General features: G+C 62.3%; 26 protein-coding genes. 1 reads left to right on the top strand and 25 read right to left on the bottom strand.

What is annotated here, in order from left to right; translation table 11 throughout:
• The 18 genes from ACO06R_RS11155 to phnG all read right to left on the bottom strand — a co-directional run bounded on the left by ACO06R_RS11155 (position 1) and on the right by phnG (position 16,329).
• Positions 1–1,290 carry a Ni/Fe hydrogenase subunit alpha gene (locus ACO06R_RS11155; protein ID WP_421849476.1) on the bottom strand — a complete coding sequence of 430 codons (1,290 nt, stop codon included), beginning with the start codon at positions 1,288–1,290 and terminating at the stop codon, positions 1–3.
• A complete protein-coding gene (locus ACO06R_RS11150) occupies positions 1,283–2,050 on the bottom strand; it encodes an oxidoreductase (protein WP_421849473.1) in 768 nt (255 codons plus the stop codon). The genes ACO06R_RS11155 and ACO06R_RS11150 overlap by 8 nt, the downstream gene beginning before the upstream one ends.
• Positions 2,051–2,053: 3 nt before the next feature.
• Entirely contained in the window at positions 2,054–2,872 is an 819-nt protein-coding gene (locus ACO06R_RS11145; protein ID WP_421849470.1) for an FAD/NAD(P)-binding protein, read from the bottom strand.
• A 30-nt stretch (positions 2,873–2,902) separates the two neighbouring features.
• Positions 2,903–3,373 carry a cyclic nucleotide-binding domain-containing protein gene (locus tag ACO06R_RS11140; RefSeq protein ID WP_421849467.1) on the bottom strand — a complete coding sequence of 157 codons (471 nt, stop codon included), beginning with the start codon at positions 3,371–3,373 and terminating at the stop codon, positions 2,903–2,905.
• Positions 3,374–3,377: 4 nt separating this feature from the next.
• A complete protein-coding gene (locus ACO06R_RS11135; protein ID WP_421849464.1) occupies positions 3,378–4,493 on the bottom strand; it encodes a 4Fe-4S dicluster domain-containing protein in 1,116 nt (371 codons plus the stop codon).
• 153 nt (positions 4,494–4,646) lie between these two features.
• Complete coding sequence (phnN, locus tag ACO06R_RS11130) at positions 4,647–5,222, bottom strand: phosphonate metabolism protein/1,5-bisphosphokinase (PRPP-forming) PhnN (RefSeq protein WP_421849462.1); 576 nt, start codon at positions 5,220–5,222, stop codon at positions 4,647–4,649.
• Complete coding sequence (locus tag ACO06R_RS11125) at positions 5,212–6,351, bottom strand: alpha-D-ribose 1-methylphosphonate 5-triphosphate diphosphatase (RefSeq protein ID WP_421849460.1); 1,140 nt, start codon at positions 6,349–6,351, stop codon at positions 5,212–5,214. The genes phnN and ACO06R_RS11125 overlap by 11 nt, the downstream gene beginning before the upstream one ends.
• A 103-nt stretch (positions 6,352–6,454) precedes the next feature.
• Positions 6,455–8,011 carry a phosphonate ABC transporter, permease protein PhnE gene (gene phnE, locus ACO06R_RS11120; protein WP_421859354.1) on the bottom strand — a complete coding sequence of 519 codons (1,557 nt, stop codon included), beginning with the start codon at positions 8,009–8,011 and terminating at the stop codon, positions 6,455–6,457.
• 11 nt (positions 8,012–8,022) lie between these two features.
• Entirely contained in the window at positions 8,023–8,994 is a 972-nt protein-coding gene (phnE, locus tag ACO06R_RS11115; protein WP_421849456.1) for a phosphonate ABC transporter, permease protein PhnE, read from the bottom strand.
• Between the two features lie 70 nt (positions 8,995–9,064).
• Positions 9,065–9,973, bottom strand: a complete 909-nt coding sequence (gene phnD / locus ACO06R_RS11110; protein WP_421849453.1) for a phosphonate ABC transporter substrate-binding protein — start codon at positions 9,971–9,973, stop codon at positions 9,065–9,067.
• A 101-nt stretch (positions 9,974–10,074) separates the two neighbouring features.
• Positions 10,075–10,914, bottom strand: a complete 840-nt coding sequence (gene phnC, locus ACO06R_RS11105) for a phosphonate ABC transporter ATP-binding protein (RefSeq protein ID WP_421849450.1) — start codon at positions 10,912–10,914, stop codon at positions 10,075–10,077.
• A 234-nt stretch (positions 10,915–11,148) separates the two neighbouring features.
• On the bottom strand, positions 11,149–11,766 hold the full coding sequence (locus ACO06R_RS11100; protein WP_421849447.1) for an acetyltransferase: 618 nt from the start codon (positions 11,764–11,766) through the stop codon (positions 11,149–11,151).
• A gap of 7 nt (positions 11,767–11,773) precedes the next feature.
• Positions 11,774–12,478: a phosphonate C-P lyase system protein PhnL gene (gene phnL, locus ACO06R_RS11095; RefSeq protein ID WP_421849444.1), complete on the bottom strand. Its 705-nt coding sequence runs from the start codon at positions 12,476–12,478 to the stop codon at positions 11,774–11,776.
• 12 nt (positions 12,479–12,490) lie between these two features.
• The gene (phnK, locus tag ACO06R_RS11090; protein WP_421849441.1) at positions 12,491–13,267 is read right to left on the bottom strand and encodes a phosphonate C-P lyase system protein PhnK; all 777 of its coding nucleotides are present in this window, start codon (positions 13,265–13,267) and stop codon (positions 12,491–12,493) included.
• Entirely contained in the window at positions 13,264–14,154 is an 891-nt protein-coding gene (locus ACO06R_RS11085; RefSeq protein ID WP_421849437.1) for an alpha-D-ribose 1-methylphosphonate 5-phosphate C-P-lyase PhnJ, read from the bottom strand. Before ACO06R_RS11085 ends, phnK begins: the two co-directional genes overlap by 4 nt.
• Positions 14,151–15,260 carry a carbon-phosphorus lyase complex subunit PhnI gene (locus ACO06R_RS11080; RefSeq protein WP_421849433.1) on the bottom strand — a complete coding sequence of 370 codons (1,110 nt, stop codon included), beginning with the start codon at positions 15,258–15,260 and terminating at the stop codon, positions 14,151–14,153. Before ACO06R_RS11080 ends, ACO06R_RS11085 begins: the two co-directional genes overlap by 4 nt.
• Positions 15,261–15,262: 2 nt before the next feature.
• Positions 15,263–15,874, bottom strand: a complete 612-nt coding sequence (gene phnH, locus ACO06R_RS11075) for a phosphonate C-P lyase system protein PhnH (RefSeq protein WP_421849431.1) — start codon at positions 15,872–15,874, stop codon at positions 15,263–15,265.
• Positions 15,874–16,329, bottom strand: coding sequence for a phosphonate C-P lyase system protein PhnG (gene phnG, locus ACO06R_RS11070; protein WP_421849428.1), 456 nt, complete (start codon positions 16,327–16,329; stop codon positions 15,874–15,876). Before phnG ends, phnH begins: the two co-directional genes overlap by 1 nt.
• A 104-nt stretch (positions 16,330–16,433) precedes the next feature.
• On the opposite strand from phnG, the gene phnF reads away from it, so the two are divergent.
• Positions 16,434–17,165, top strand: a complete 732-nt coding sequence (gene phnF, locus ACO06R_RS11065; protein ID WP_421849425.1) for a phosphonate metabolism transcriptional regulator PhnF — start codon at positions 16,434–16,436, stop codon at positions 17,163–17,165.
• Positions 17,166–17,176: 11 nt separating this feature from the next.
• On the opposite strand, the gene ACO06R_RS11060 is transcribed toward phnF, so the two are convergent.
• The 7 genes from ACO06R_RS11060 to ACO06R_RS11030 form a co-directional block, all read right to left on the bottom strand.
• Entirely contained in the window at positions 17,177–18,334 is a 1,158-nt protein-coding gene (locus ACO06R_RS11060) for a Gfo/Idh/MocA family protein (protein WP_421849422.1), read from the bottom strand.
• A gap of 90 nt (positions 18,335–18,424) precedes the next feature.
• The gene (locus ACO06R_RS11055; protein ID WP_421849419.1) at positions 18,425–19,669 is read right to left on the bottom strand and encodes a phenylacetate--CoA ligase family protein; all 1,245 of its coding nucleotides are present in this window, start codon (positions 19,667–19,669) and stop codon (positions 18,425–18,427) included.
• Between the two features lie 30 nt (positions 19,670–19,699).
• Positions 19,700–20,524, bottom strand: a complete 825-nt coding sequence (locus ACO06R_RS11050) for an ABC transporter ATP-binding protein (protein WP_421849416.1) — start codon at positions 20,522–20,524, stop codon at positions 19,700–19,702.
• A gap of 79 nt (positions 20,525–20,603) precedes the next feature.
• Positions 20,604–21,896 (bottom strand): ABC transporter substrate-binding protein, encoded by a 1,293-nt coding sequence (locus ACO06R_RS11045; protein ID WP_421859353.1) that lies wholly within the window; start codon positions 21,894–21,896, stop codon positions 20,604–20,606.
• A 56-nt stretch (positions 21,897–21,952) separates the two neighbouring features.
• Positions 21,953–23,029: a branched-chain amino acid ABC transporter permease gene (locus ACO06R_RS11040; protein WP_421849413.1), complete on the bottom strand. Its 1,077-nt coding sequence runs from the start codon at positions 23,027–23,029 to the stop codon at positions 21,953–21,955.
• 74 nt (positions 23,030–23,103) lie between these two features.
• On the bottom strand, positions 23,104–24,021 hold the full coding sequence (locus ACO06R_RS11035) for a branched-chain amino acid ABC transporter permease (protein WP_421859350.1): 918 nt from the start codon (positions 24,019–24,021) through the stop codon (positions 23,104–23,106).
• Between the two features lie 57 nt (positions 24,022–24,078).
• Positions 24,079–24,888, bottom strand: a complete 810-nt coding sequence (locus ACO06R_RS11030) for an ABC transporter ATP-binding protein (RefSeq protein ID WP_421859348.1) — start codon at positions 24,886–24,888, stop codon at positions 24,079–24,081.
• Between the last annotated feature and the right edge of the window lie 18 nt (positions 24,889–24,906).

The raw sequence follows: 24,906 nt of genomic DNA, 5'->3' as shown, positions 1-24,906 counted from the left end.
TCAGCCGCGCTCGACGGTGAGCTTCAGGAAGTGCGTCGCACACGAGATGCACGGATCGTAATTGCGGATCGTCTGTTCGCAGCGCCATTGCAGGTCGGCATCCGTCATGTCCATGTTGGCCGCCACCACACGCGTCAGGTCGACTTCGATCTGCGGCTGGTTCTGGGAGGTCGGCGGGACGATCTGCGCGCTTTCGATCTTGCCATCGTCGTCGATCGAGTAGGTGTGGTAACACATGCCGCGCGGTGCTTCCGTACAGCCGTGGCCGGTGCCTGCGCGAAGCGGCGTTTCGACGAAGGACTGCGCCGGCTCTTCATAGTCGCCGATGATCCGGGCCGCCTCCTCGATGGCGAATTGCACCTCAATCATGCGCACCAGGATCGACTTGAACGGATTGCGCACCACCTCGCCGAGACCGCAGAGCCGGGCCGTCTCCTGGCTGGCCGGCGAAAGCTGCTCGAAACTGTTGGCGTAGCGGGCCAGCGGGCCGACGAGATAGGGCGAGCCGTCACGCATGCGCCCATGCAGCGCATTGGAGCGCGCCACATGTTCCTCGAAGAAGTGATCGTTGAACTCGGCGACGCCGATGTCCATGCCGCGGCTCGATACAATGCGTCCCTCGGCGATCGCATAGCGGTCCGGATGCTTCAGCGACACGAACTGATAGTCGTGTTCGTCATCGGGGAAATCGAAGCCCGAGAACGCCAATGCCACCTCGCGCGCCGCCTCGATGCCCCATTCCAGTTCGGGCAGCAGGGCGCGCATCTTGTCGCGCGCCGGTGCGCTGTAGAAGCCGCCGACACGCGTATTGACCGGATGGACTGCGCGCCCACCCACGACCTCCATGAGGCTGTTGCCGATCTTCTTGAGCCGCAACGCGGATTTGACCAGCTCGGGATTGACCTCGGCGATGCTGATCGCGTCATGCAGGTTGAGGAAGTCCGGCGCATGCAGCATGGCGGCGTGCAGAACATTGCTCTGGATCCACTCGCCGTAATAAATCAGCCGGCGCAGATCGTGGATTTCCGGCGTGACGGTCACGCCGATCGCATCCTCGACCGCCTGGCTGGCGCTCATGATGTAGGCAATCGGGCAGATGCCGCAGATCCGCGACGTGATGTCCGGGGCCTCACGCGCATCGCGACCGACCATGAAAGCCTCAAAGAAGCGCGGCGGCTCGAAGATGCGGAACTCGACCTTCTCGATCTGGTCGCCGTTCAATTTGACGTAGAGCGCGCCCTCGCCTTCCACGCGCGCAAGCGCATCGACCTGGAGAATTCGTTCACTCATGTGATCTGCTCTCCGTTTCGAAATCAGGCGCGCCAGCGTTGAAGCTGCGGTAGAAATCGCGCAGTTCGGCCCGCGCCATGCCGAGCGCGGCGAGATGGCCAGTCAGCGCAGCCGGGTTCGGGTTTTCCTTCGGCCCGAAACACCCATAGCAACCGCGGCCATGCGACGGACAGAGGTTTCCGCAACCGGCCTGGGTGACCGGCCCGAGGCACGGCGTGCCATGGGCGACCATGACGCAAACCGTGCCCGACAGCTTGCATTCGGTGCATTGCGAAGCGCGCGAGACATGCGGCTTGCGCCCGGCCAGCGTGGCGGTGATCAGTTCCAGCAATTGATGCTTGGACACCGGGCATCCGCGCAACTCGAAATCGACCGGCACGTGATCGGCAATCGCCGTCGATGTATCCAGCGTGTCGATAAACTCCGGATGCGCATAGACCGACCGCGTGAATGCCTCGACATCGGCGAAGTTGCGCAGCGCCTGGATGCCGCCGGCGGTCGCACAGGCGCCGATGGTGATCAATGTCCTGGAATTCTTGCGGATTTCCTGGATGCGATGCGCGTCGTGCGACGTGGTGATCGAGCCTTCGACGAGCGAGATGTCGTAGGGACCCTTGTCGATGGAACTGGTCGCCTCCAGAAAATGCGCGATATCGATCTGACCGGCGATATCCAGCAATTCGTCCTCGCAATCGAGCAAGGTCAACTGGCATCCGTCGCATGAGGCGAACTTCCAGACTGCGAGCTTGGGGCGCGCCATGATCTACAGCTCCTTCATTGCGATGCGATTGGCCACCGCGTCCTGCCGGAAAACCGGACCGTCGCGGCAGATGAAATCCGGGCCGAACTGGCAGTGCCCGCAAAACCCGATGGCGCATTTCATGTTGCGCTCCATGGAGACCCAGATCCGGTCGTCGGTGACCCCGGCGGCCTCAAGGCTCATGACCGAGAACCGCATCATGATTTCCGGTCCGCAGACGAAGGCCGATACCTCCGACGCGTTGTTTCCGGCAAGCGCCCGGTCGAGGCTCTTGGTCACGACGCCGACCTGCCCGGTCCAGTTGCGGTCGGCATGATCGACCGTTACCTCGACTTCGGTGTCGAAACGCGATTTCCACGCCTTCAATTGCTCGGGGTAGAGCAGTTCATCCGGCGAGCGCGCACCGTAGACGAGCGTCATGCCCGCATAGCTGTCGCGGTTGTTCAGCACATGATAAATCGCCGGACGCAATGGGGCGAGACCCAGACCGCCGGCGACGAACACAATGTGGCGGCCGGTTTCCTGCGCAACCGGCCAGGCGCTGCCGAACGGGCCGCGCACACCGACCATGTCGCCATCGCGCAAATTGTTGACCCCCGAAGACACGGCGCCCACCGAGCGTGTCGTGTGAACCAGTTGATCGCCCTCGGCCGCATCTCCGGAAATCGAAACCGCGATTTCACCGACGCCGAACGCGTAGAGCATGTTGAACTGCCCCGGCTGAAACGACATGGTCTCGCCATCGACGGCGACGAGTTCCATCGTCCTCACGTCGTCCAGCTCCTGAAAGGAACGTTTGACGCGGTACCGCTGCGGTATCATCGGATCCTTCTGCATGGCCGTTCGTGCGCCTTACTGTTTCTTGGTTCCGTAGAGATCGAGGACCTGCATGCGCAGTGAACGCACCCGCGCCGCCATGTGCGGCAGCCAATGTTTGAACATCTCATAGCCAAGCGACGGGTTGTCGTCGCATTTGCCCCGCAGGCAAACCGCATCGAGGCTGACCGCGCGAACCTCCGAAACGGCGCGCGCATCGGACATGTGCTTGTAAGGCGGCACCAGCCAGGACCAGCCGAGCACATCGCCGGCGTGCAGGCTTTCGACGACGATCGGCGCACGCTCCGGCGCCGATATCTCAACGGCCACATCGCCGGCTCGGATGATGTAGACCTTGTCGGCGCCGCTGCCCTCGCCATAGATCTCGGCGCCGGCGGCAAAATGCTCGTTGCGGGCGCAACCGGCGAGCAGCGCCAGTGTGTCCTTGTCGAAATCCTTGAACACCGGATGTTCGGACAGGATTTCCTCGAAGCCGTGGATCTTCATGCTCTTAAGCCTCCTGTTCCGCTGGCGCTGCCGCGATTGCGGCGGCTTCTTCGGTGATATCGATTCCCACGGGACACCACGCGATGCAGCGCCCGCATCCGACACAACCCGATGTGCCGAACTGATCATGCCAACTCGACAGTTTGTGTGTCATCCACTGGCGGTAGCGCGAGCGCGTCGAACGCCGGACGGCGCCGCCGTGGATGTAGCTGAAATCGAGGGTGAAACAGCTGTCCCATGTGCGCCAGCGCTCGGTGTTGTCGCCCTGAAGATCGTTGGTGTCCTCGACATCCGTGCAGAAACATGTCGGGCAAGCCAGGGTGCAGTTCGCGCACGACATGCAGCGATCGGCGACATCGTCCCAGCGCGGATGTTCGAGATTGTCGGCCAACAGCGACGCGATACCCGGCGCTATCTTCCGGCTCTGGCTTTCGGCCGCCTGCGCCGTCACGCGCGACGCTGCCTCGACATGGCCCGGTTGCGCATCGGCCATCGTGACGGCAGCGAGCACATCGGCGCCCTTCGCCGTGCCGCATTCCAGCAGGAACTCGCCATCAAGCTCGGTCAGGGCAAGGTCGAAGCCGGACTCAGCGCGCGGCCCGGTGTTCATCGACGCGCAGAAACACGTGTCGGCAGACCGCGCGCATTGCACCGCTACAATCATCGTGTTTTCGCGGCGCATGCCATATCCCGTATCGGCAAAGTCACCATTGTCGAAGACCTTGTCCTGGACCTGTATCGCGGCGATTTCGCAGGCACGCACACCGATGAAGGCGGTCTTCGGGTAAACTTCTTCCGGTTCCTCGACGGCAAAGCCGTCGTCGGCACGCGACGCAGACCAGAGTTTCTGGCGCGCGGGAAAGAGCCATTTCTTCCAGCTTTGCGGACCGACGACATAGTCGAACCAGCGATCGGGATCACCGTCCGTCAGCCGGTAGCGCGCCGGCCCCTGCTCGTCTGTCCGGCCGCGCGGCAGTTCGGATCCGTTCGCTATTTCCTCGTAGACGATGGCACCGTTGCGTTCCCTCGGACCGACGACGCGCCAACCCTGCGCCAGGAGTGCATCGACGAGTTCAGTGGGTTGCTGGATGACATAAGCGGCACCGGCACTGGCGGGCATGGTCGGCTTCCCCTGGTCGAATGGCCGGCGCAACCGGCGCTCCGATTGATGAGAGCAGACCAGAACAGCCTGCCGTGAAGGGAGCCTAACGCACAGGAAGTGCGGCCGAAATGATGTATGTCAATCGATTGAAAAGATGAGTGATCGTTTCCATCAACCGCGCGCAAAGTCACTCAAGCACTTGACGAAGCGGGCAACGGCGAGATCGAGAGAGTCGCTGTTGTCGATCTCTACGGCGTCAGCATTGACTTCGAAAGACGGCACCGTTCGCGCCAGTCTGCGTTCGATATCGGCGCGGCTCTCGCGCCCCCGCGCGGCGAGGCGATCGGCCAGCACGTCCGGTCTTGCCGTGACGCTGATGACCGCGACGCGGGGAAACCGCCCTTGAATCACAGCCAGCGCGCCACGCGAGCAATTGGCGATAGCCACTCCGCCGTTTTGCACATGGACGAGCGCCTCGCGCGGGATTCCGTATCGAAGCCCGTGCGCCTGCCAGTCGACAGCAAAACGGCCTTCGGCGAGCGCTTGCTCGAACGCCGCTTGCGTGAGCGTATCGTGGTCTTCGGCACCAATCATGGCGTCTCGCGTGATCACACGGCGAACGAACATGATGTCGTCTCGCCCCTCAAAAACGCGCCGAGCCTCGTCGATCAGCGTGTCCTTGCCGGCGCCGCTCGGACCGACCACGGCGACAAAGCTGCCGCCACGGTTCGTTGCATCAGGCGACACGCCGGCCTTCCCGCCAGACCGCCCGCACCACCGGGACACCGCTGTCGCGGCGCACGCGGGCGAGATCGGCACGCAGGCCTTCCTCGATCCGGCCGCGGTCCGTCAATCCGACGGTTCTCGCCGGAGTCGCGGCGACCAGGTTGATCGCCTCGTGCAGATCCATTCCGTTTTCACCGTCCGACAGGACGAAGGGCGCGTGGATCAGGCTGAAGGGCACGTAGTCGGACGACAGCACATCCAGCACGCCCGCATCGGCCAACGCACGCGCGGATATGTTTCCCGAGTGCGACTTGCCGCGCACGATGTTGGGCGCGCCCATAAGCACCGACATACCCTTGTCATGCGAGCCGCGCGCCGCTTCCATGCTGGTCGGAAACTCGGCGAGCTTTACGCCGAAATGCTCAGCCTCCTCGACATGCTCCGCTGTCGCGTCATCATGGCTGGCGATGGTAATCCCGCACGCATTGCAGACCTCGGCGATCGCCTTGCGGTGCGGCGCGGCATAACGCGCGGACGCCGACTGCCGGCGCTCGACGAAGTGCTGGAATTCCTCGTCGGAGAGACCGCGCTTCTCCTTGTAGTAGATGATGTACTGATCCATCGTCTGGAACTGGCGCTGACCGGGCGCGTGGTCCATCAGGGATGCCAGCCGAACCTGCGGATCGCCCTTGAAGTCCTCGAAGTGATCGAGAACATCGGCCGCCGAAACCTCGCAGCGCAGATGGATGAAGTGTTCGGCGCGCAGGCGTTCTTCGCGCTGCGCCCGCTGCAGACTGTCGGCAATGCCGCGCATTTCGCCCTTTTCGAAGCCGCCATCCTCATCTGAGCCCATGCGGAGGCAGTCGAATACCGTCGTGATTCCCGACGACACGACCTGCGCGTCATGTGCCTGGATCGCGGCAATGCTGTCCCAGCGCACGCCCGGGCGCGGCGAGTAGTGCGATTCGAGGTGATCCGTATGCAGCTCGACGAGACCGGGAATGACGTAGTCGCCATCCATGTCCTCGCCCACCTGCCCGTTCCCGGTGTCGACAGCGGCTATTGTGCCGTCGCGGATCGTCAGCGATCCATGGACGACTTCACCTTCCAGGACGATTTTCGCGTTTCTGAGAACAAGCTCAGCTTTCATGCTTCCTGCTTTCCATGTCTTGTCACGTCTTGCCCACCGAAAACGCCGGCCCAAGCGAAACCCGTGACGTTTTCACGACCGCGCGAAACACGCGGTCGCCGCGTTATCGGGACACGCCGATCAACCGGCTTCGCAACGCGTTCGATATGTTGTCGAAAACAAACACCACAACAAGGATCAAAAGCACCATATAGGCAACGTTTTCCCAGTCGGAGTTCGTCCTCATCGCTTCCCAGAGCTTCAGGCCGATACCGCCCGCGCCGACAGCACCGATGATCGTCGCCGACCGGGTGTTGGATTCCCAGAAGTAGAGCGCCTGCGAGACGAAGACCGGGAGGACCTGCGGCACCACACCGAAGCGCTGAACAGCGGCTGGCGACGCGCCGACGGAGCGCACGCCCTCGCGCTGCTTGTCGTCGATATTTTCCAGCGCCTCGGAGTAGAGCTTGCCGAAGGTGCCGGTGTCGGTGAAGAAGATCGCCGAGATACCGGCCAGCGGTCCCGGCCCGAACGCCCGCGTGAAGAACAGCGCCCAGATCAGCATGTCGACGGAGCGCAGGAAGTCGAAGAATCGCTTCAGGACCTGATTTAGGAAGCGGTTGGGCGTTATGTTGCGTGCCGCAAGGAACGACAATGGAAACCCGACCATGACGGCGAACAATGTGCCGACGAAAGCCATGACAATCGTCTGCAACAGCTTGATCCAGACATCGCCGTGCTGCCACTCGGCATTGTTGACGATGTTGTCCCAGAGAACACCCAGATTGGACCGGTCGGCGTCGATGCGTTCACCCGCGAAGGCCAACGACACGACCTGCGTGAAGGTCTTGCCCCAATAGGGCGATGCGGTGTCGAACCAGAAGTTTTCCCAGCCAAGGAAACGCCGGTAGACCTTGACTTCGTTCCACTTGATTTCGGCGCGGCCGGCAAACCCGAAATAGGCGAAGACCTTGAGACCCTCACCCTTCTGCAAAGTCCATTCCGGCAATGCGGTTTCGGGTGTCACGGTCTTCGCGACCCTGTCTATCGACAGAACAACGACGTCATCGCCATTCGCGACACGTATCTTGTCGGCCGTAATCGCCAGACTGACGTTTTCGGAAATCGCGACATCGGCAGACACAATCCCCTCGCGTTGTTCAGTCGTCGCTTCGGTCGGTTCGGCAGAGGGATTTGTTGACGAACCGATGTTGGTGGCCGGCGATGCCGGCGCCATGAAGGACAATGCGAGCCCGTCGCCATCGCCCGTCTTGGTGGCCGGCGATGCCGGGGCCATAAAGCTGCCGGCCGATGGCGCCTTGCTCTCGGTGTTGCCGCTGCCTTCGACGGTTACGGTAACGGTTCCGCGTTCGGTGCGGATCCAGGCAGGATCCGGATTGGGACCAAGCGGCGAGAAACGCGGATAGACCACCTCGATATCGCCGGTCTTGTATTCGATGTCGGGCCGGACCTCGTAGGATACCCAGTCGGCGAGATAAGTGCCCGCTATGCCCCAATTGCCATTGGCGAACACCGCGCCGATGGAAAAGAACCACCAGACATAGATCGTGTAGATCAGCAGGCCGAAGGCGGCGAGCGGGTAGGCAAAGCGGCGCAGCAGCGACCGGCGGAAGGCTTCCGGGTGCCGGGTTTCGATTGCCGCGATTTCCGCCTCGGTCATCGTCGTCATGATTATTGTCCGAACTCGAATGCCTGATTGCCGACGAGCTTCTTGCGCAGCCAGGCCGAAAACTGGTCGACGCAGATGATCGTCACGAAGAGCAGAAGGATAATCGCCAGTGTCTTGGCTTCATGGCCGCGGCTGATCGACAGGCGCAGCGTCTCGCCGATGCCGCCGGCGCCGACAGCGCCGATGATGGTCGAGGCGCGCACGTTGATCTCGAAGCGCAGCAGCGCATAGCTCAGAAAGTTCGGCATGACCTGCGGGACGATGCCGAACCACACACGCTCCACCCAATTGGCGCCTGAAGCGCGAAGCCCTTCATCGGGCTTCATGTCGGCGTTCTCAACCACCTCGAAGAACATCTTGCCAAGCGCGCCGATCGTGTGGATGGCGACCGCGATGATCGCCGGGATCGGACCAAGCGAAAAAATCGCCAGGAAGAAGCCGGCGATCACGATCTCGGGAAAGGCGCGCAGGAATTCCATGAAGCGCCGGACCGTGAAGCGGAGCCAGCGCGTCGTGGTCATGTTCTTCGCCGCGACGAAACAAAGCAGGAAACCGAAGGTGAAGCCGATGAAGGTCGCCAACAGCGCGATGTTGAGCGTCTCCACCATCTTGTAGATGAATTCGGGGACGTAGAGAGATTCCGTGAAATAGATGCGGCCGTCGGGATAGTCGTATTTCAGGCTGCCATCGAAATAGGGGCTCTCCAGATCGAACAGCGCGCGCCAGACCTCCCAGCCGTCGCGCGGGATCATGTCGCCCACGAAGTCGAAGAAATGCGGCAGCCGGTCGAAGAACTTGCCGGCGTTGGTCTCATTGGCGAACCAGAGCGACGCGATCAGCGCGACCGCGAGCGCCAGCAGACCGCCGAAAGTATAGAGTCGGCGCGTATTGTTGAGTTCGCGCCAGTGTCGTTCGACATCATAGCGACCGCAGACCGTATATCGGTCATGCGCGGATGCGTCTGTCACGGCCATCGGTTCTTTCCGGATTTCACAGAAATGCACCGCGGCAGATCAAGCCGCGGTGCGTTGCATCAGGTAGCGATCAGGAACCGATCTTCGCTTTGCGTGCAGCGACGATGGTCTCGTAGAAGGAGTGATCGACGTCGATGTAGTCCTTGTACTGGCCGCCCTGAACGGAAGCGAAGCAGTCCGGATGCGCTTCCGGCATCGTTTTCATGAACGCGATGAACTTGGCGCGCACATCGGTGTCGAGCTTGTTGGACACAACGATCGGGCCGTTCGGGATCAGCGGCGAACGCCAGACTTCGACGACATCGTTCATGTCGAGGAGGCCCTTGTCGACCATCTTGCGGATGTTGCCCGAGGTGTAGCCGTCTTCGTATTCGCCAACGCCCGAAGACCACGTTACGGAAGCGTCGAAATTGCCCTTCAGCATTTCGAGAACGGTGTTTTCGTGACCACCGCCAAAGCCGGTGTCGGAGAAGTACTCGTCAAGCGACATGCCGAGCTGAACCGGCAGGGCGACCGACGGGACGAGGAAGCCGGAGGTGGAATCCGGATCGGCAAAGCCAAGCTTCTTGCCCTTCATGTCTTCGATGGTGTTGATGGCCGACTCTTTCTTGGCGAGCATGATCGAGTAGTAGCCGGTAGCGCCATCGACCTGCTGCGTGGTGAGAACCGGGTCAACGGCCTCGGCGTCGGCCAGATAGACCTTGGCGTAGCCCGATGCGCCAAGCTCGGCGTAGTCGAGCGTGCCGCCGAGCAGGCCCTGGATCACGCCGTCATAGTCGGCAGCCGGGAACAGCTTGACTTCCTTGACGCCGATGGCTTCCGGGAGAAGGTCGACCAGGCACTGGTTGTTGCGCAGACGGTCGGCTTCGTTTTCGCCACCAAGGATACCGACGCGGAAAACATCCTGCGCCTGGGCGGACACTGCACCGGCTGCCACAGCGGCAACGGCAACGGTTGCAAGAAGAACTTTCTTCAGCATTTCGTCTCTCCTGTTTGGGATCGCTCCCGGTTGGGTTGGTCGAATTGAAAAACGCATCCACGCGATGCGACCGACACCGCGCGGAATGTCGGGGCCGTGGCCTATGCCGGCGCGGCTGCCACCTCCGGTTCGGGCTTGGGCGCCACCTTGTCGCGTCCGGCGCCAAAGCTGGTGGATGTCACGGCCTCGGAGAACGCCTCCTCGAGGCCATCGGCACCGTAGATGCGGCGCGCGGCCGCTTCGGTCAGATCGTCGGGGCTGCCGTCGAACACGACTTCGCCACCCGCCATGCCGATGATCCGCTCGCAATAGGCGCGCGCGGTGTCGAGCGTGTGCAGGTTGGTCACCACCGTGATGCCGTCGTGCCGATTGATGTCCTTGAGCGATTGCATGACGATCTGCGCGTTGCGCGGATCGAGCGAGGCGATCGGTTCGTCGGCGAGAATGACCTTCGGCTGCTGCATCAGCGCGCGTGCGATTGCGACGCGTTGCTGCTGGCCACCGGACAGCGTTCCGGCGCGTTGCAGCGCGGTGCGCGCGATATCGAGGCGCTCGAGTGCGGCGATGGCCATCGCCCGTTCCTCGCGCGTGAACATGTTGAGCAGGCTTGAGACCGTGGAGCGGTGGTTCAGCCGACCGAGCAGAACGTTGGTGAGCACGTCCAGCCGAGGCACGAGATTGAACTGCTGGAAGATCATCGCGCAGTCGCGCTGCCAGTCGCGCAACGCCTGACCGCCGAGCGCCGAAACCTCGGTGCCGTTGAATCGGATCGACCCGTCCGACGGATCGATAAGCCGGTTGATCATGCGCAGAAGCGTCGATTTGCCAGCGCCCGAGGCACCAATCACGCCAACCATTTGTCCGGAAGGGATTGTCAACTCGACCGATTTGACGGCCGTCATGCTGCCGAAGCGGCGCGTCACATTCGAGATTTCCAGCATCGAGGTCCCCAGCTGCGATGAATTGGGGTCGGTCTATGCGGCGCTGATAACCAATTGATGTCAGAAGTATTTCAATTCAATGACAATGCATCTTCCCATGTGAGCAAGCACAAATACAGCACAACCATATGTAAAAAAAGCAAAAATACCTATAGAGCGCTGACGGAAACCGCGCACCCTTCATAAAACCGTCATTGTGTGAAGACGCGCCAGTCGTGGCCCGCCCGGGATGCGTCAGATCTCGTACCTTTCAAGAAACTCACTGATATTGAGTTGGCGGAAATCCTCCAGCGCTGCGCGCAAGGCGGTGTGTTCCCAGTCCCACCAGGCCAGCCGTTGCAAACGCTCGGCAATGTCCTGGGAGAACCTCTCACGGATCGGACGGGCCGGAACGCCGCCGACGATCATGTACGGATCGACGTCCCGGGAGACGACCGCGCCGGCACCGATGGCAGCGCCATTGCCGACCTTCACGCCGGGCAGAACCACGGCACCATGGCCGATCCAGGTGTCATGTCCGATGGTGACGCGATTGTCGCGACGCCATTCGAAGAACGCCGATTCGTGCTCGGCGTCATCGAAATAATCGCCTGCCCGATAAACGAAATGATGCTGGGTCGCCCGCCATGTCGGATGGTTGGTCGCGTTGATGCGGACGTGGCTTGCGATATTGGAGAACTTGCCGATGGTCGCGCACCAGGCTTCAGTCTCCCTGATCAGGTAAGAGTAGTCGCCGATCTCGCATTCGGAGACGACACAACGTTCGTCGATCTCGGTGTAGCGGCCGAGCGTCGAATTGCTGACACTGGCAGTCGGGTGGACAAAAGGGTCAACGCCGAGCTTCTTCGACATGGCCGCGTCACGCCGCCTCGTGCGCGGCGAATTGCGTCACATCGACAATCGCGTCGGCGACGGCTTCGCGCACATCGTGATCGTGGAAGATGCCGAGCAATGCGACGCCGTCGCGCTTTTTCTCGCCAATCATGTCGATGACGACGGCACGGTTGGCGGCGTCGAGCGAAGCGGTCGGCTCGTCCAGCAGTAAAACCGGATGATCGGTGATGAAACCGCGGGCGATGTTTACGCGCTGCTGTTCGCCGCCGGAAAAGGTCGCCGGCGGAAGATCCCACAAGGTCTCGGGGAGATTGAGCCGTGTGAACAGCTCCGCCGCGATTTCGCGGGCGCGCTCCGGCGCTTCGCCATGCTGGACCAGGGGTTCGGCTGCGACGTCCAACGCCGATACGCGCGGCACGACGCGCAGGAACTGGCTGACATAACCGATGGTCTTGCGGCGGATATCGATGACGGTTCGCGGGTCGGCCGTGACCAGATCGACATAGTCACCCTCGTGCTGGACGAGGATCTGCCCGGTGTCGGTGCCGTAATTGCCGTAGAGCATTTTCAGGATCGAGCTTTTGCCCGCACCGGAGGGTCCGCCGAGCACCGTGCACTTGCCGGCCTCAAGCGAAAAGTTGACCCCTTCGACCACGGGTATGACGACGCCGCCCCGCAGATGCATGGTGAAATTCTTGGCCACTTCGGAGACGACGAGTTGTGTCTGCATGGTCGCGAACCGTTAGACTTGGAGGATCGAGGAAACGAGAAGTTGCGTATAAGGTTGGCGCGGGTCGTCGAGCACACGGTCGGTCAGCCCGGCCTCGACGACCTGTCCGTCCTTCATGACCATCATGCGGTGCGACAGCAGCCGCGCGACCGCCAGATCGTGGGTGACGACGATCACCGCAAGGCCGAGATCGTTGACCAAGCCGCGCAACAGGTCGAGCAATCGCGCCTGCACCGAAACGTCCAGCCCGCCGGTCGGCTCGTCCATGAACACGAGGCGCGGGCTGGTGACGAGATTGCGCGCGATCTGCAGCCGCTGGCGCATGCCGCCGGAGAACGTCCTCGGCTGGTCGTCGATGCGGTCGGATGAAATCTCGACGCGTCCCAGCCAGTCGACCGCCGTACCGCGGATGTTGCCGTAATGGCGCTCGCCGACCGCCATCAGCCGTTCGCCGACATTGGCCCCCGCCGAGACCGACATGCGCAATCCGTCGGCCGGGTTCTGGTGGACGAAGCCCCAGTCCGTGCGCATCAGGAAGCGGCGTTCGGCCTCGCCCATGCGGTACAGGTCCTGCACCGACCCGTCACGCATCCGGTAGCCGACATAGCCGGCGGTCGGCGGAAGCCGGGTCGAGATGCAATTCAAAAGCGTTGTCTTGCCGGAACCGGATTCGCCGACGACCGCCAGCACTTCGCCCGGCCAGAGATCGAAGCTCACATCGCGGCAGCCGATGCGTGCGCCATAGAACTTCGAGATCCCGCTGACCCGCAACAAGGGTTGCCCACTCATTCGGCCGCCTCCAGTTTGTCGCCGGCCATCGGCCCTCGATGACCGGCGGCGCGCCGGCTCTCGCAATGGTCGGTGTCGGAACAGACGAACATCCGCTTGCCCTTGTCGTCGAGGATCACCTCGTCGAGATAGACACCCTCGGCGCCGCACAGGGCGCAGGGCCGGTCGAAGGTCTGGACTTCGAACGGATAGTCCTCGAAATCGAGACTGACGACATCGGTGTGCGGCGGGATGGCGTAAATGCGCTTCTCGCGCCCGGCCCCGAACAGCTGCAGCGCTTCGGACATGTGCATCTTCGGATTGTCGAATTTCGGCGTCGGCGACGGGTCCATCACATAGCGGCCCTCGACCTTGACCGGATAGGCATAGGTGGTCGCTATATGGCCGTTGCGGGCGATGTCCTCGTAGAGCTTGACATGCATAAGGCCGTATTCCTCAAGCGCATGCATCTTCCTGGTCTCCGCCTCGCGAGGCTCAAGGAACCGAAGCGGCTCTGGGATCGGCACTTGGTAGACCAGGACCTGGCCGGCCTTGAGGGGCGCTTCGGGAATACGGTGCCGGGTCTGGATAATCGTCGCATCCGGCGTGCTGGTCGTCGTCTCGACATCGGCGACGCGCTGGAAGAACTTGCGGATGGAGACCGCGTTGGTGGTGTCGTCGGCGCCCTGGTCGATCACCTTCAGCGTGTCGTCCGGCCCGATGATCGACGCAGTCACCTGCACGCCGCCTGTGCCCCAGCCATAGGGCATCGGCATCTCGCGCGAGGCAAATGGCACCTGATAGCCCGGGATCGCGATCGCCTTGAGGATGGCGCGGCGGATCATCCGTTTGGTCTGCTCATCGAGATAAGCGAAGTTGTAGGACGCGATTTCAACCGGCTCGCTCATTCCGCCGCCTCCACATGCTCGCTGTCCAATTCACCGGACCGCTCTTCGAACTCGCGCCGCATGGTGCGCACCAGACCGAGTTCCGCCTGGAAGTCGACATAGTGCGGCAGCTTGAGATGCTCGACGAAACCGGTCGCCTGCACATTGTCGGAATGCGAGATGACGAATTCTTCGTCCTGCGCCGGGGCGACGATATCCTCGCCGAGGTCCTCTGCGCGCAAGGCCCGGTCGCACAGCGCCATCGCCATGGCCTTGCGCTCCGACTGGCCGAAGACGAGACCGTATCCGCGTGTGAATTGCGGCGGCGCCTTGGCCGATCCCCTGAACTGGTTGACCATCTGGCACTCGGTGACCTGGATGCGACCAACCGGGACCGCGAAACCAAGTTCCGGCACCTCCACCTCGACCTCGACCTCGCCGATGCGGATCTCGCCGGCAAATGGGTGCGAACGCGCGTAGCCGCGCTGGGTTGAGTAACCAAGCGCCAGCAGGAAACCCTCGTCGCCGCGCGCCAGCGCCTGTAAACGCATCTCGCGCGACAGCGGAAACTCCATTGGAACCTGCGTGATATCGCCCGGCGGCTCGTCCTCCGGGGTTGGCGCGTCCTCCTCGATCAGGTCTTCGCCGGCGAGAATGTCGGAGACCCGCATGACAGGCTCATTGCCGCCCGCGCCACGCTGCGGTTCGCCCACTTCGCCGTCTTCGGTGAGGCGGGGATCGAGAAGCCGGTGGGTATAATCGAATGTCGGGCCGAGAAGCTGGCCACCGGGCAGATCCTTGTAGCAGGCAGAGATGCGCCGTTCGACCTGCATCTCGCCGGTATCGACCGGCTCGCTCTGGCCAAAACGCGGCAATGTCGTCCGATAGGCGCGGAGCAGGAAAATCGCCTCGATCAGGTCGCCACGCGCCTGCTTGACCGCCAATGCGGCAAGCCCGCGATCATAGAGCGAACCTTCGCTCATCACGCGGTCGACGGCCAGCGCCAGTTGCTCCGTGATCTGGTCCAGCGTGAGCGCCGGCAGCGCCCGGTCGCCGCGGCGGCGATCCGCAAGGAGCGTGTGAGCGTTGTCGATTGCCTTTTCGCCGCCCTTTACCGCAACATACATTGTCAGTTCTCCGCGAGCGTTATGCGGACAGTCCGCGGCAGACAGGCAACAGTGTCACCGGCCGCCAGAACGACATCCACGCCGCGCGGGAACCGCGCGCGGTTCGAGGCCCATTGTTCCAGGAAATTGCCGGGAAGGCCGCGCGGCGCAATTGACGCCTTCTCGGCGATGCCCGGTCCCGCCAGCGACAATTGCTGACCGCCGGTCAGCGTCGGCACCTGCAGGACGAGCGTCGAGGAGCGGTCCGGATATTCCTGGCTGCCCTGCGCGAAACGGTCGAGCGACGGCATCGATGTCGGGTCGCCGACGAGCGCAAAGGTGCAATCCTCCGGTTCCTCGACGACCGGAGCCCCGGTCTGAAAGGCAAGCCAGCCTTCCACCGCCGCGCCATCCTTCAGGAAGGGATCCAGCCAAACCGCCGTGTCGTGGTCGCAAAGCGCGCAAACCACTGCACCCAATGCGGGCTGCAATGGCGGCGGAGGCTGCACGACCGCCGAACACGAGACAATGGTTCCGGGCATGGACATGGCTTCCATGATCGCCCGAAACACGACCTGGGAATCCATCACCGGGTTTTCGAACCCGCCTTCAAGCGCCCGCGTCGAAGAAGCCATCAGTCCTCCCCCCGAACCATTGTGAAGAAATCAACCCGGGTCGCCGCGGTCTCTGTCTGGCGCCGGCTGTCGCGCTGCTCCAGCGCCTCTCGCAGCGGTGCGATCATGGCCCGGTCGATGCGCGCGGCCATCGTCTCGTCCTGGCACATAGCGTCGATCACGGCGCTCAGCTTGGCCCGGACCTTGTCGCGGCCGAGCGCAAGCGAATGTCCGACCGCGCCATTTTCGAGCTTGACGGTGGCGCGCGTCACCGTGGCTTCACCGAAGTTGAACTCGCCGCCCGTGCCGCCGATGCGGCCGCGCAGCATGACCAGACCGGTCTCCGGTCCGCGCAAAAGGGTGACTGCGGGATCGAGTGCGAGCGCATTCCACGATTTGCGCATTTCGGCGGCATCGCACCGCGCCAACACCGCCATTCGCGATTTGCGTCGATCGACATCCGGTGTGTGGGGCATAACTGATTCCTATTTGTCTATTGATATAGACAACTAAACATCTTAGAACAGCGATAATCGGTAACCGTGACGAGCTTGTGACAAGCGATGGGGAAATCTAATCTATGAATGCGCGGCTACAACGAGGCTCCGGTATCGCGCTGTGGCGGCAGATCGCCGACCGCATCCGCGCCGGGCTTGACGGCTCGCTGGCCGATGAAAACGGCCGGCTTCCGCCTGAAATTGAACTGGCGGCACGCTTCAGCGTCAATCGACACACGGTCCGCGCCGCCATCAGCGCGCTGGTTCACGAAGGCGTGCTGGAAACCCGGCAAGGAAGCGGCACATTCGCCACGCGCAAGAAGCGCCTGCGCTATCCGATTTCGACGCGGACGCGGTTCACCGCCGGCCTTGAGGGCCAGGTCCAGAAGCGCGACAGCCGTCTGCTCGAACACGGCACCGAGGCTTCACCGCCGCATGTGGCAAAAGCCCTCAAGATCGAAATCGGCAGCATGGTCGTCCGTCTCGAAACGCTCGGCCTCGCCGACGGGACGCCGATCACGCGTGCGACGTCATGGTTCTGCGCAAAGCGATTCGACGGCATCGCCGGAATATTCGAGAAACACCATTCGGTGACGGCGGCGCTGAGGGAGTTCGGAGTCGACGACTACCTTCGCGATTCGACCGCCATAGAGGCCCACCATGCAACCGACGACGACATGCGCGACCTGCGGCTTTCTCCGGGTGCGATCGTGTTTCTGACCAAGGCCGTCAACATCTCACCGGATGGCTCGCCGATCCAGTATTCCGAGACCCACTTTGCCGCCGACCGCGTTGAGCTCGTCGTCAACCGCTGACCGGGTACTGTTTAGCGGAACATGGGCGGCCTGGCGTCGACCCAGGCCCCGTGATTGCCGCCCGATTGCGCAACCGCGACAACAGCCGCCATCGACCGCAAGCCGTCCTCGGCGGTCGGGAAGATGGATGCGGCTGGGTCCGCCGGCCGTCCTTCCTTTCGAGCGCGGATGGTTTCGGCCAGATCCTTGTAGATGTTGGCGAAGGCCAGCGGCATGCCTTCGGCGTGGCCGATGGTCACGCGTGTCGCGCGATCCGCTTCGGGCGACAGGTTCGGTTCGCCGCGTTCGATGATTTCCAGCCGACCATTGAGCGGCATCCAACAGAGCTGGTTGGGCTGCTCCTGCGCCCACCGCAAACCGCCCTTCTCGCCGAACACCTGAAGCGTCAGCCCGTGCTGGCGGCCAATGGCGACAGACGACGTCCACAGCCGACCGACCGTTCCGCCGGACATCCGGAAGTTCACCATCGCGTCGTCTTCGAGCACCCTGCTCTCGATGCAGGACACAGTATCGGCTGAAAGCCGCTCGACCTCCTGACCGGTGACGAACGACGCCATGTGCAGGGCATGAATGCCACAATCGGCGAACTGCGCCGAAACGCCGGCCTGCGCAGGATCGTAGCGCCAGCGCACCCGCGGATTGTCGGCGTCAGCGGCGTCGGCATGATGGCCATGGGCAAACTCCGCCTTGACGAGGCGAATGCGGCCAAGATCGCCGCGCGCCACCATCGCCCGCATGTGCCTGACGAGCGAGTAGCCGCTGTAGCCGTAGTTGACGGCGCAGATCCGGCCCGTCTCGCGTGCCAGGGCGACGATCTCCTCGCCCTCTTCGACGGTCAAGGTCATCGGCTTTTCGCACAGGACGTGGATGCCGGCCTTCAGGAACGCTTTTGTGATCTCGTAATGCGTGGCGTTGGGCGTCGCCACCGTCACCAGATCGATCGCATCGTCGCGCGCTGCTTCGCCATCCAGCATTTCGCGCCAATCGCCATAGGCGCGATCTGCGGCAAGTCCGAGCCGCAGTCCGTAGGCGCGTCCCTCCTCGGGCCGGTGATCCAGCGCGCCAGCGACGAAGTCGTAGTCGCCATCGATTGCGGCGCCGAGCCGATGAGCCGGACCGATCTGGCTCCCCTCGCCGCCGCCGATCATTCCCCAACGCAGCCTGCTCATGCGTGTCCCCCGAATTCTCAAGCAATTGCGTGCCGATTACTGCCTGCCGTGGTTGTGCGCAAGCGGGATCACCGGCGATGTGCAGCGTTGCTATTTGGAGTAATCGCGGCGGTCGTCGATGACCTTGCCGTCATTGGGCAGTTCGGCTTTGATCTCGACCGACCCCTTGAGCTTAGTGTGGGCGGAAAGCGCCGCCGAAACCGCGTCCTGATCAGGGCTGGCGTCAGCGGCCGGCTCGATCAACAGTGTCATCGCGTCGCTGTCACCGGCGCGGTCGACCACGAGACGCGCCCGCGCGATCCCCGGCACTGCCTTGACCACCGCATCGATATGCTTTGGATCAACGAACATCCCCTTGACCTTGGTGCGCTGGTCGGCACGGCCTATCCAGCCCTTGATGCGCATGTTCGTACGCCCGCAAGGCGAAGGCTCGTCCATAACGGCCGACATGTCACCCGTACCGAAGCGGATCAGCGGATAGGCGGCATTGAATGAAGTGACCACCAGTTCGCCGACCTCGCCGTGTGGAACCGGGTCGTCGGTGCCCGGCCGGACGATCTCGACGATCATGTTCTCGTTGACGATCATGCCCGGCAACACCTGGCCGTCATGCGTGGATTCATACGCGATCACGCCGAGATCGGCCGTCGCATAGGCTTGGAGGACGGCAACGCCACGCTCGGCATACTCGGCACGCATTGAGGGAAACAGCGCACCGCCGGAAACCAACGCCTTGGTGATCGACGAAAGGTCGCGCCCCATCTCGGCGGCCTTATCGAGCAAGACTTTCAGGTAATCGGGCGTACCTGCATAGGCGTCGGGTTTCAGGATGGCGGCAGCGTCCACCTGCTGTTCCGTATTGCCGGTTCCCGCCGGATACACCCGTGCGCCGAGCGCCCTGGCGCCCTCGTCAAGGATGAAGCCGCCGGGCGTCATGTGATAGGAAAGCGCACAGTGCACGAGATCGCCCTTGCGGATACCGGCAGCATGAAAGGCCCGCGCCGCGCTCCACGGGTCGATCCCCGGCGGCTGCGGCTCCCACACCGGGCCGGGCGACATGAACACCCTGTTGCCATCGAGGCTCGCGGGGTCGGCGTATCCGCCGAATGGCGGTTCGGCAGCCTGCGCCTCCATCAATTCCGGCTTGCGCAACACTGGGACGGCCGCCAGCGCAGCGCGCGATGTCAGGCTGGGCGGATCGAAATCCGCGAGCCGGTTCTGCCAGCCTTGCGCGGCCTGCATTGCGGTTGCGACAAAGGCGGGCAGCCGCTCGAACAGTGCCCGCTCGCGATCTATCGGATCGCGTGTTTCAAACTCGTCGAAATAGCCGGACATGATCCCGTCGGTCTTCTGCTCTTGGCCGGACTACGCCAGCCAGCGCTTGCGTCTCTTGTAGTGTTTGACATCGCGGAAGGACTTGCGCCCTTCGCCGCCAATGCCAAGGTAGAATTCCTTGACGTCCTCGTTTTCGCGAAGGTCCTTTGCATCACCGTCCATAACGACACGGCCGGACTCCAGAATGTAGCCATAGGTCGCGTAGCGCAATGCGATGTTGGTGTTCTGCTCGGCAAGAAGAAACGTCACGCCCTCCCCCTGATTGAGGTTGCGGACAATCTCGAAAATCTCTTCAACCAGCTGCGGCGCCAACCCCATTGAGGGTTCGTCGAGCAAGATGGTTGTCGGTCGCGACATCAGCGCCCGACCGATGGCGCACATCTGCTGCTCGCCGCCCGATGTGTACCCGGCCTGACTGCGGCGGCGCTCCTTGAGGCGCGGGAAATAGTTATACACCATTTCGAGGTCGGCATTGACGGCGCCGCGTCCATCACGGCGGGTGTAGGCGCCGGTCATCAGGTTTTCCTCGATCGTCAGATGGCCGAAGCAATGCCGGCCTTCCATGACCTGAATGCAGCCACGCCGCACCAGTTCGGCCGGCGACAGGTCCTGGATTTCGGCGCCCTCGAACACGATCGAACCCTTGGTCACCTCGCCGCGTTCGGCGTGCAGCAGGTTGGAGATCGCCTTGAGCGTCGTCGTCTTGCCGGCACCATTGGCCCCCAGCAATGCGACGATGCCGCCTTTCGGAACGTTCAGCGACACACCTTTTAGGACGAGGATCACATGGTTGTAGATCACCTCGATATTGTTGACCGCGAGCAGTGTTGTGGGCGTCGCCGTGACGTCGAGCATGGCTGCCGTTTCCCCTTTCGGAAGCGTATAGGTTCGGCCGGCGACATGGAGCCGCCGGCCTGTGTTCATGCGAAGCGTGTCAGCCGTCGCAGTCTTCGTTGACCGGCCAGGGCGCGTTCGCCTCGGCGTATTCTGCGGCCTTTTCGACCTCGAGCGCGTTGATGGCGGCCGATTCCGGCATCAGGTGATCGGACACCTTGACGAACTTGGCGCCATCCCACTCAAGCATCCAACCGCCGGAGTGACCGGTATGGTCGGCGCAAGACGTGGCGAATGGCGGCACCATTCCGGACATGCCGAGTTCAGCGAGACGCGCTTCGGTGACATTCAGGTTTTCCAAGCCCCAGCGCAGTTCGGAAGCGTTGATTTCGCCCTTTCCGAAATGCTCCTGCGCAGTGCGAATACCTTCGGCCAGCACCATCGAGATCACAACGCCGCGGCCATAGAAAACGCCCTGCATTTCCGTCTCGTTCGAAAGCGAGTTGCCGGCATCGACAACGTGCTTGCGGATATCGGCCATCACCGGCGCATCCGGGTTCGGGAACGACCAGCTGATCGATTTGTAGCCCTTGCCGGCATCACCGACGAGCGTCAGGTCGGCGTCATGACCGGCCCACCAGACACCGACGAAATTCTCCATCGGGAACTTGGTCTTCACCGCTTCGGTGATCGCGCCAGCGTTCATGGCGCCCCAGCCCCACATCACGACATAGTCGGGACGCTCACGGCGGATCTGCAGCCACTGGGCCGACTGGTTCTGCATTTCCTTCAGACCGACTGGAATCGGAAGGAATTCGAAGCCCTGTTCGGCGGCCTTCTTCTCGAGGAACGGAATTGGCTCCTTGCCGTAGGGATGGTCGAGGTGCAGGAAGGCGATCTTCTTGCCGTCCAAGCTGCCATTGCCTTCGAGATACTGAAGGATCATAGACGCCCCGTCCCAGTAGCTCGACGGCGCGTTGAAGGCCCACTGGAACACCTTGCCGTCAGCCATCGGCGAGAAACCGTAGCCCGGCGCGAGGATCGGAATCTGGTCGACATTGGTCTTGGGCAGAACCTGAAGCGTGATGCCGGTCGACCAAGGCTGGGTTACGACCGCCTTGCCTTTGGTCTTTTCATAGCATTCCACGCCCTTTTCTGTGGAATAGCCGGTCTCGCACTCGTCGAAGTCGATCATGACGCCGCCGATACCGCCGTCGCGGGCGTTCAGCATCTCGATGTAGTCTTTCTGACCGTTCATCAGCGGAATGCCGGTGGCCGCGAACGGTCCCGTCCGGTAGCTGAGGTTCGGGGCGTATATCCCCTCCGCCAGCGCGGCGGTGCCGAGCAGCGCTACCGCCGCCGATGCGGCTGCAAGTTTAGCCAGAATTTTCATCATGTATCCTCCCGTTGAATGATGATGAAGAGTAGTTGTCACGTAACTATCTGTTCCTAATGAGGAAATGGCCAGATAATCATCTTCTCCCTGATCAGTCGCCACAGCTGGGCGAGGCCATGCGGCTCGATGATGAGGAAGAAGATGATCAATCCGCCGACGATCATGATGTTGAGGTGCTCGACGGTCGCCGAGGAAATCGGCAGGCCGAGCGCCTCGGGCACGATGTTGAGCACCACCGGCAGACCGACGATCAGGATGGCGCCCAGATAGTTGCCCATGATCGATCCGAGACCGCCGATAATCGCGATAAACAGGATGCGGAAACTGAGCGGAATGTCGAACAGGTTCGGCTCCGCCGCGCCGCGCCACATGAAGACGAACAGCGCGCCGGCCACACCGACGATGTAACTGGAGACGGCGAAGGCGGTCAGCTTCGACTTCATCAGGTTGATGCCGATGAGTTCGGCGGCGATATCCATGTCGCGGGTCGCCTTCCATGTCCGCCCCAGACGGCCACGCGTCAGGTTGATGCAGAGCACGGTGAGCAACGTGACAATGCCAAGCACGACATAATACTGGGTCATCGAGGCAGCCTGCGGGCCGGCCACAAAGACACCGAACATGTCGAGATTGGGCACCTGGATCGCGCCGGACGCGTTGTAATTGTAGAGCCAGGCCCATTTCTCGAACAGCCAGACAAGGAAGAACTGGGCGGCCAGCGTTGCGATCGCCAGATAGAAGCCCTTGATCCTGAGGCTAGGAATGCCGAACACCACACCGATGCCGGCGCTGAACAGGCCGGAAAGCAGGATCGCGACGATCGGGTTCATCCACGGCATCAGCGTGACGATCTTGTAGCAGGCATAGGCGCCGACGCCCATGAAAGCGCCGGTTCCGAGGCTGAGCTGCCCGGCATAGCCGGTCAGGATGTTCAGCCCGAGCGCCGCAAGAGAGTAGATCAGGATCGGGATCAGCAGCGCCTGGAAGGCGAATTCTGTGGCGGTGAACGGAAAGATCACCCAGGCGAACAACAAGATGACGCCGAGCAGCACCGCGTCCTGGCGGATCGGAAACATCGCCTGGTCGGCCCGGTAGCTCGTCTTGAACTGTCCGGCTGTGCGGTAAAGCATTCCTATTTCCCCCGGCAGGCGACGCCGGCCAAAGTGCCGGTCATTTCAATATGCATGTGTTGCGTCACGATCTTCTACACCCGCTCGATGATGCGTTCGCCGAACAGGCCCTGCGGCCGGAACAACAGCACGATCAGCGCCAGGACGAAGGCGAACCATGTCTCGGTGTTGCCGCCGAGCAGCGGCTGGCCCCAATAGATCTCAAACAGCTTTTCCAGCATGCCAATCATCAGGCCGCCGATGATGGCGCCGCTGATCGATTCCAGCCCGCCAAGCATGAGAACCGGTAGCGCCTTGTAGGCGATCACCTCGAGCGCGAAGCTGACGCCCGCGCGCGCGCCCCAGGCGATACCGGTGACCAGCGCGATGATGCCGGCGATGAACCAGACCAGAACCCAGATCGTCTGCAGCGAAATACCGACAGAAAGCGCGGCCTGGTGATCATCGCCCAGCGCGCGAATGGCACGGCCCATGCGGGTCCGGTTGAGGAACACCAGCAGACAGACAACCAGCAGCCCGGCGACGATGGTCGCGGTGATGTCCTTCTGCTCCAGGATCAACAACCCGCCCCACGGCTCGAACACGTAGGAACCGGTCGGAATACCGAGTTGCTCGGTGATCATCACCTTGTTTTCGCCACCGAATATCAGTTCGCCGAAACCGATCAGGAACAGCGTGATACCGATTGTGGCCATGAACAGGATGATGTCCGGCTGGCCGACAAGCGGCCGCAGAACGACGCGTTCGACGGTGGCTGCAAGCAGGAACATGACGCCCAATGTGAGGATGACGCTGATCCAGGCCGGCACACCCATGGCGTGCAGGCCAACCAGGGTCAAAGCCGCAAACACCACCATGATGCCCTGGGCGAAGTTGAAGATGCGCGAGGAGCGGAAAATCAGCACGAAACCGAGCGCGATCAGTGCGTAGAGCACACCGGATACCAGCCCTTCCCACAACACCTGCAGAAGAAAGTCGGGCGCTGCAATCATGTCAGCGAACGGTGCAATAAAGATATCGTACAAGTGTCTGGCCTCCTCCCGGCCGGTTCAGTGCGGCACGCCAAGATAGGCGTCGATCACGTCCTGATTGTTGCGCACGTCGTCCGGCGATCCGTCGCCGATCTTCTTGCCGTAGTCCATGACGACGACCCGGTCCGACAGGTCCATGACGACACCCATGTCGTGTTCGATCAGGGCGATCGTAGTGCCGTATTGCTGGTTCACGTCGAGGATGAAGCGGCTCATGTCCTCCTTCTCCTCGACATTCATGCCGGCCATCGGTTCGTCAAGCAGCAGCAGATGCGGCTCGGCGGCAAGCGCCCGGCCGAGTTCGACGCGTTTCTGCAGACCATAAGGCAGCCGGCCGACCGGCGTCTTGCGGATGTGTTCGATCTCAAGGAAATCGATGATCTGTTCGACGGCTTCGCGGTGTTCGATCTCCTCGCGCTCCGCCGGCCCCTTCCAGATCGCGTGCCAGAGCATGTGCCGCTTCTGAAGCGTCATGCGCCCGGTCATGATGTTGTCGAGCGTCGTCATGCCCTCGAACAGGGCGATGTTCTGAAAGGTGCGTGCGATGCCCTCGCCCGCCGCCTCATAGGGGCGGATGCGGCTGCGCTTCTTGCCGCGAAAGGTGATCGTGCCGACCTGCGGATGGTAGAACCCGTTGATCACGTTCAACATCGAGGTCTTGCCGGCCCCGTTCGGCCCGATGATCGCGCGGATTTCACCCTTCTTGATGTCAAACGAGATATCGGTGATCGCCTTCACGCCGCCAAACGACAGCGAGATGTTGTCGACCGTCAGCAGCTCGGCGCCCTTCTCGATCCCGTCATCAGCGCGCAGCAGGTGGCGCGACATGTCCTCATGAAGATGGAC

The organism is Oricola sp. (assembly GCF_965230365.1).
In the GTDB taxonomy this organism is placed as follows: Bacteria; Pseudomonadota; Alphaproteobacteria; order Rhizobiales; family Rhizobiaceae; genus Oricola.
This window is presented reverse-complemented; position numbering and strand designations above follow the sequence as displayed.

Excerpts from the sequence above, each read along its gene's own strand:
- ACO06R_RS11050 (WP_421849416.1), bottom strand. The coding sequence starts at position 20,524 with ATGCTCGACGTCACGGCGACGCCCACAACACTGCTCGCGGTCAACAAT.
- ACO06R_RS11145 (WP_421849470.1), bottom strand. The coding sequence starts at position 2,872 with ATGATACCGCAGCGGTACCGCGTCAAACGTTCCTTTCAGGAGCTGGAC.
- ACO06R_RS11035 (WP_421859350.1), bottom strand. The coding sequence starts at position 24,021 with ATGATTGCAGCGCCCGACTTTCTTCTGCAGGTGTTGTGGGAAGGGCTG.
- phnF (WP_421849425.1), top strand. The coding sequence starts at position 16,434 with ATGAATGCGCGGCTACAACGAGGCTCCGGTATCGCGCTGTGGCGGCAG.
- phnL (WP_421849444.1), bottom strand. The coding sequence starts at position 12,478 with ATGCAGACACAACTCGTCGTCTCCGAAGTGGCCAAGAATTTCACCATG.
- ACO06R_RS11045 (WP_421859353.1), bottom strand. The coding sequence starts at position 21,896 with ATGAAAATTCTGGCTAAACTTGCAGCCGCATCGGCGGCGGTAGCGCTG.
- ACO06R_RS11080 (WP_421849433.1), bottom strand. The coding sequence starts at position 15,260 with ATGTATGTTGCGGTAAAGGGCGGCGAAAAGGCAATCGACAACGCTCAC.
- phnC (WP_421849450.1), bottom strand. The coding sequence starts at position 10,914 with ATGCTGGAAATCTCGAATGTGACGCGCCGCTTCGGCAGCATGACGGCC.
- ACO06R_RS11150 (WP_421849473.1), bottom strand. The coding sequence starts at position 2,050 with ATGGCGCGCCCCAAGCTCGCAGTCTGGAAGTTCGCCTCATGCGACGGA.
- ACO06R_RS11100 (WP_421849447.1), bottom strand. The coding sequence starts at position 11,766 with ATGTCGAAGAAGCTCGGCGTTGACCCTTTTGTCCACCCGACTGCCAGT.
- ACO06R_RS11125 (WP_421849460.1), bottom strand. The coding sequence starts at position 6,351 with ATGAAAGCTGAGCTTGTTCTCAGAAACGCGAAAATCGTCCTGGAAGGT.
- phnD (WP_421849453.1), bottom strand. The coding sequence starts at position 9,973 with ATGCTGAAGAAAGTTCTTCTTGCAACCGTTGCCGTTGCCGCTGTGGCA.
- phnE (WP_421859354.1), bottom strand. The coding sequence starts at position 8,011 with ATGACCGAGGCGGAAATCGCGGCAATCGAAACCCGGCACCCGGAAGCC.
- ACO06R_RS11140 (WP_421849467.1), bottom strand. The coding sequence starts at position 3,373 with ATGAAGATCCACGGCTTCGAGGAAATCCTGTCCGAACATCCGGTGTTC.
- phnK (WP_421849441.1), bottom strand. The coding sequence starts at position 13,267 with ATGAGTGGGCAACCCTTGTTGCGGGTCAGCGGGATCTCGAAGTTCTAT.
- ACO06R_RS11085 (WP_421849437.1), bottom strand. The coding sequence starts at position 14,154 with ATGAGCGAGCCGGTTGAAATCGCGTCCTACAACTTCGCTTATCTCGAT.
- ACO06R_RS11040 (WP_421849413.1), bottom strand. The coding sequence starts at position 23,029 with ATGCTTTACCGCACAGCCGGACAGTTCAAGACGAGCTACCGGGCCGAC.
- phnG (WP_421849428.1), bottom strand. The coding sequence starts at position 16,329 with ATGCCCCACACACCGGATGTCGATCGACGCAAATCGCGAATGGCGGTG.
- ACO06R_RS11060 (WP_421849422.1), bottom strand. The coding sequence starts at position 18,334 with ATGAGCAGGCTGCGTTGGGGAATGATCGGCGGCGGCGAGGGGAGCCAG.
- phnE (WP_421849456.1), bottom strand. The coding sequence starts at position 8,994 with ATGGCCGTGACAGACGCATCCGCGCATGACCGATATACGGTCTGCGGT.
- ACO06R_RS11030 (WP_421859348.1), bottom strand. The coding sequence starts at position 24,888 with ATGTCGCGCCACCTGCTGCGCGCTGATGACGGGATCGAGAAGGGCGCC.
- ACO06R_RS11135 (WP_421849464.1), bottom strand. The coding sequence starts at position 4,493 with ATGCCCGCCAGTGCCGGTGCCGCTTATGTCATCCAGCAACCCACTGAA.
- ACO06R_RS11055 (WP_421849419.1), bottom strand. The coding sequence starts at position 19,669 with ATGTCCGGCTATTTCGACGAGTTTGAAACACGCGATCCGATAGATCGC.
- phnH (WP_421849431.1), bottom strand. The coding sequence starts at position 15,874 with ATGGCTTCTTCGACGCGGGCGCTTGAAGGCGGGTTCGAAAACCCGGTG.
- ACO06R_RS11155 (WP_421849476.1), bottom strand. The coding sequence starts at position 1,290 with ATGAGTGAACGAATTCTCCAGGTCGATGCGCTTGCGCGCGTGGAAGGC.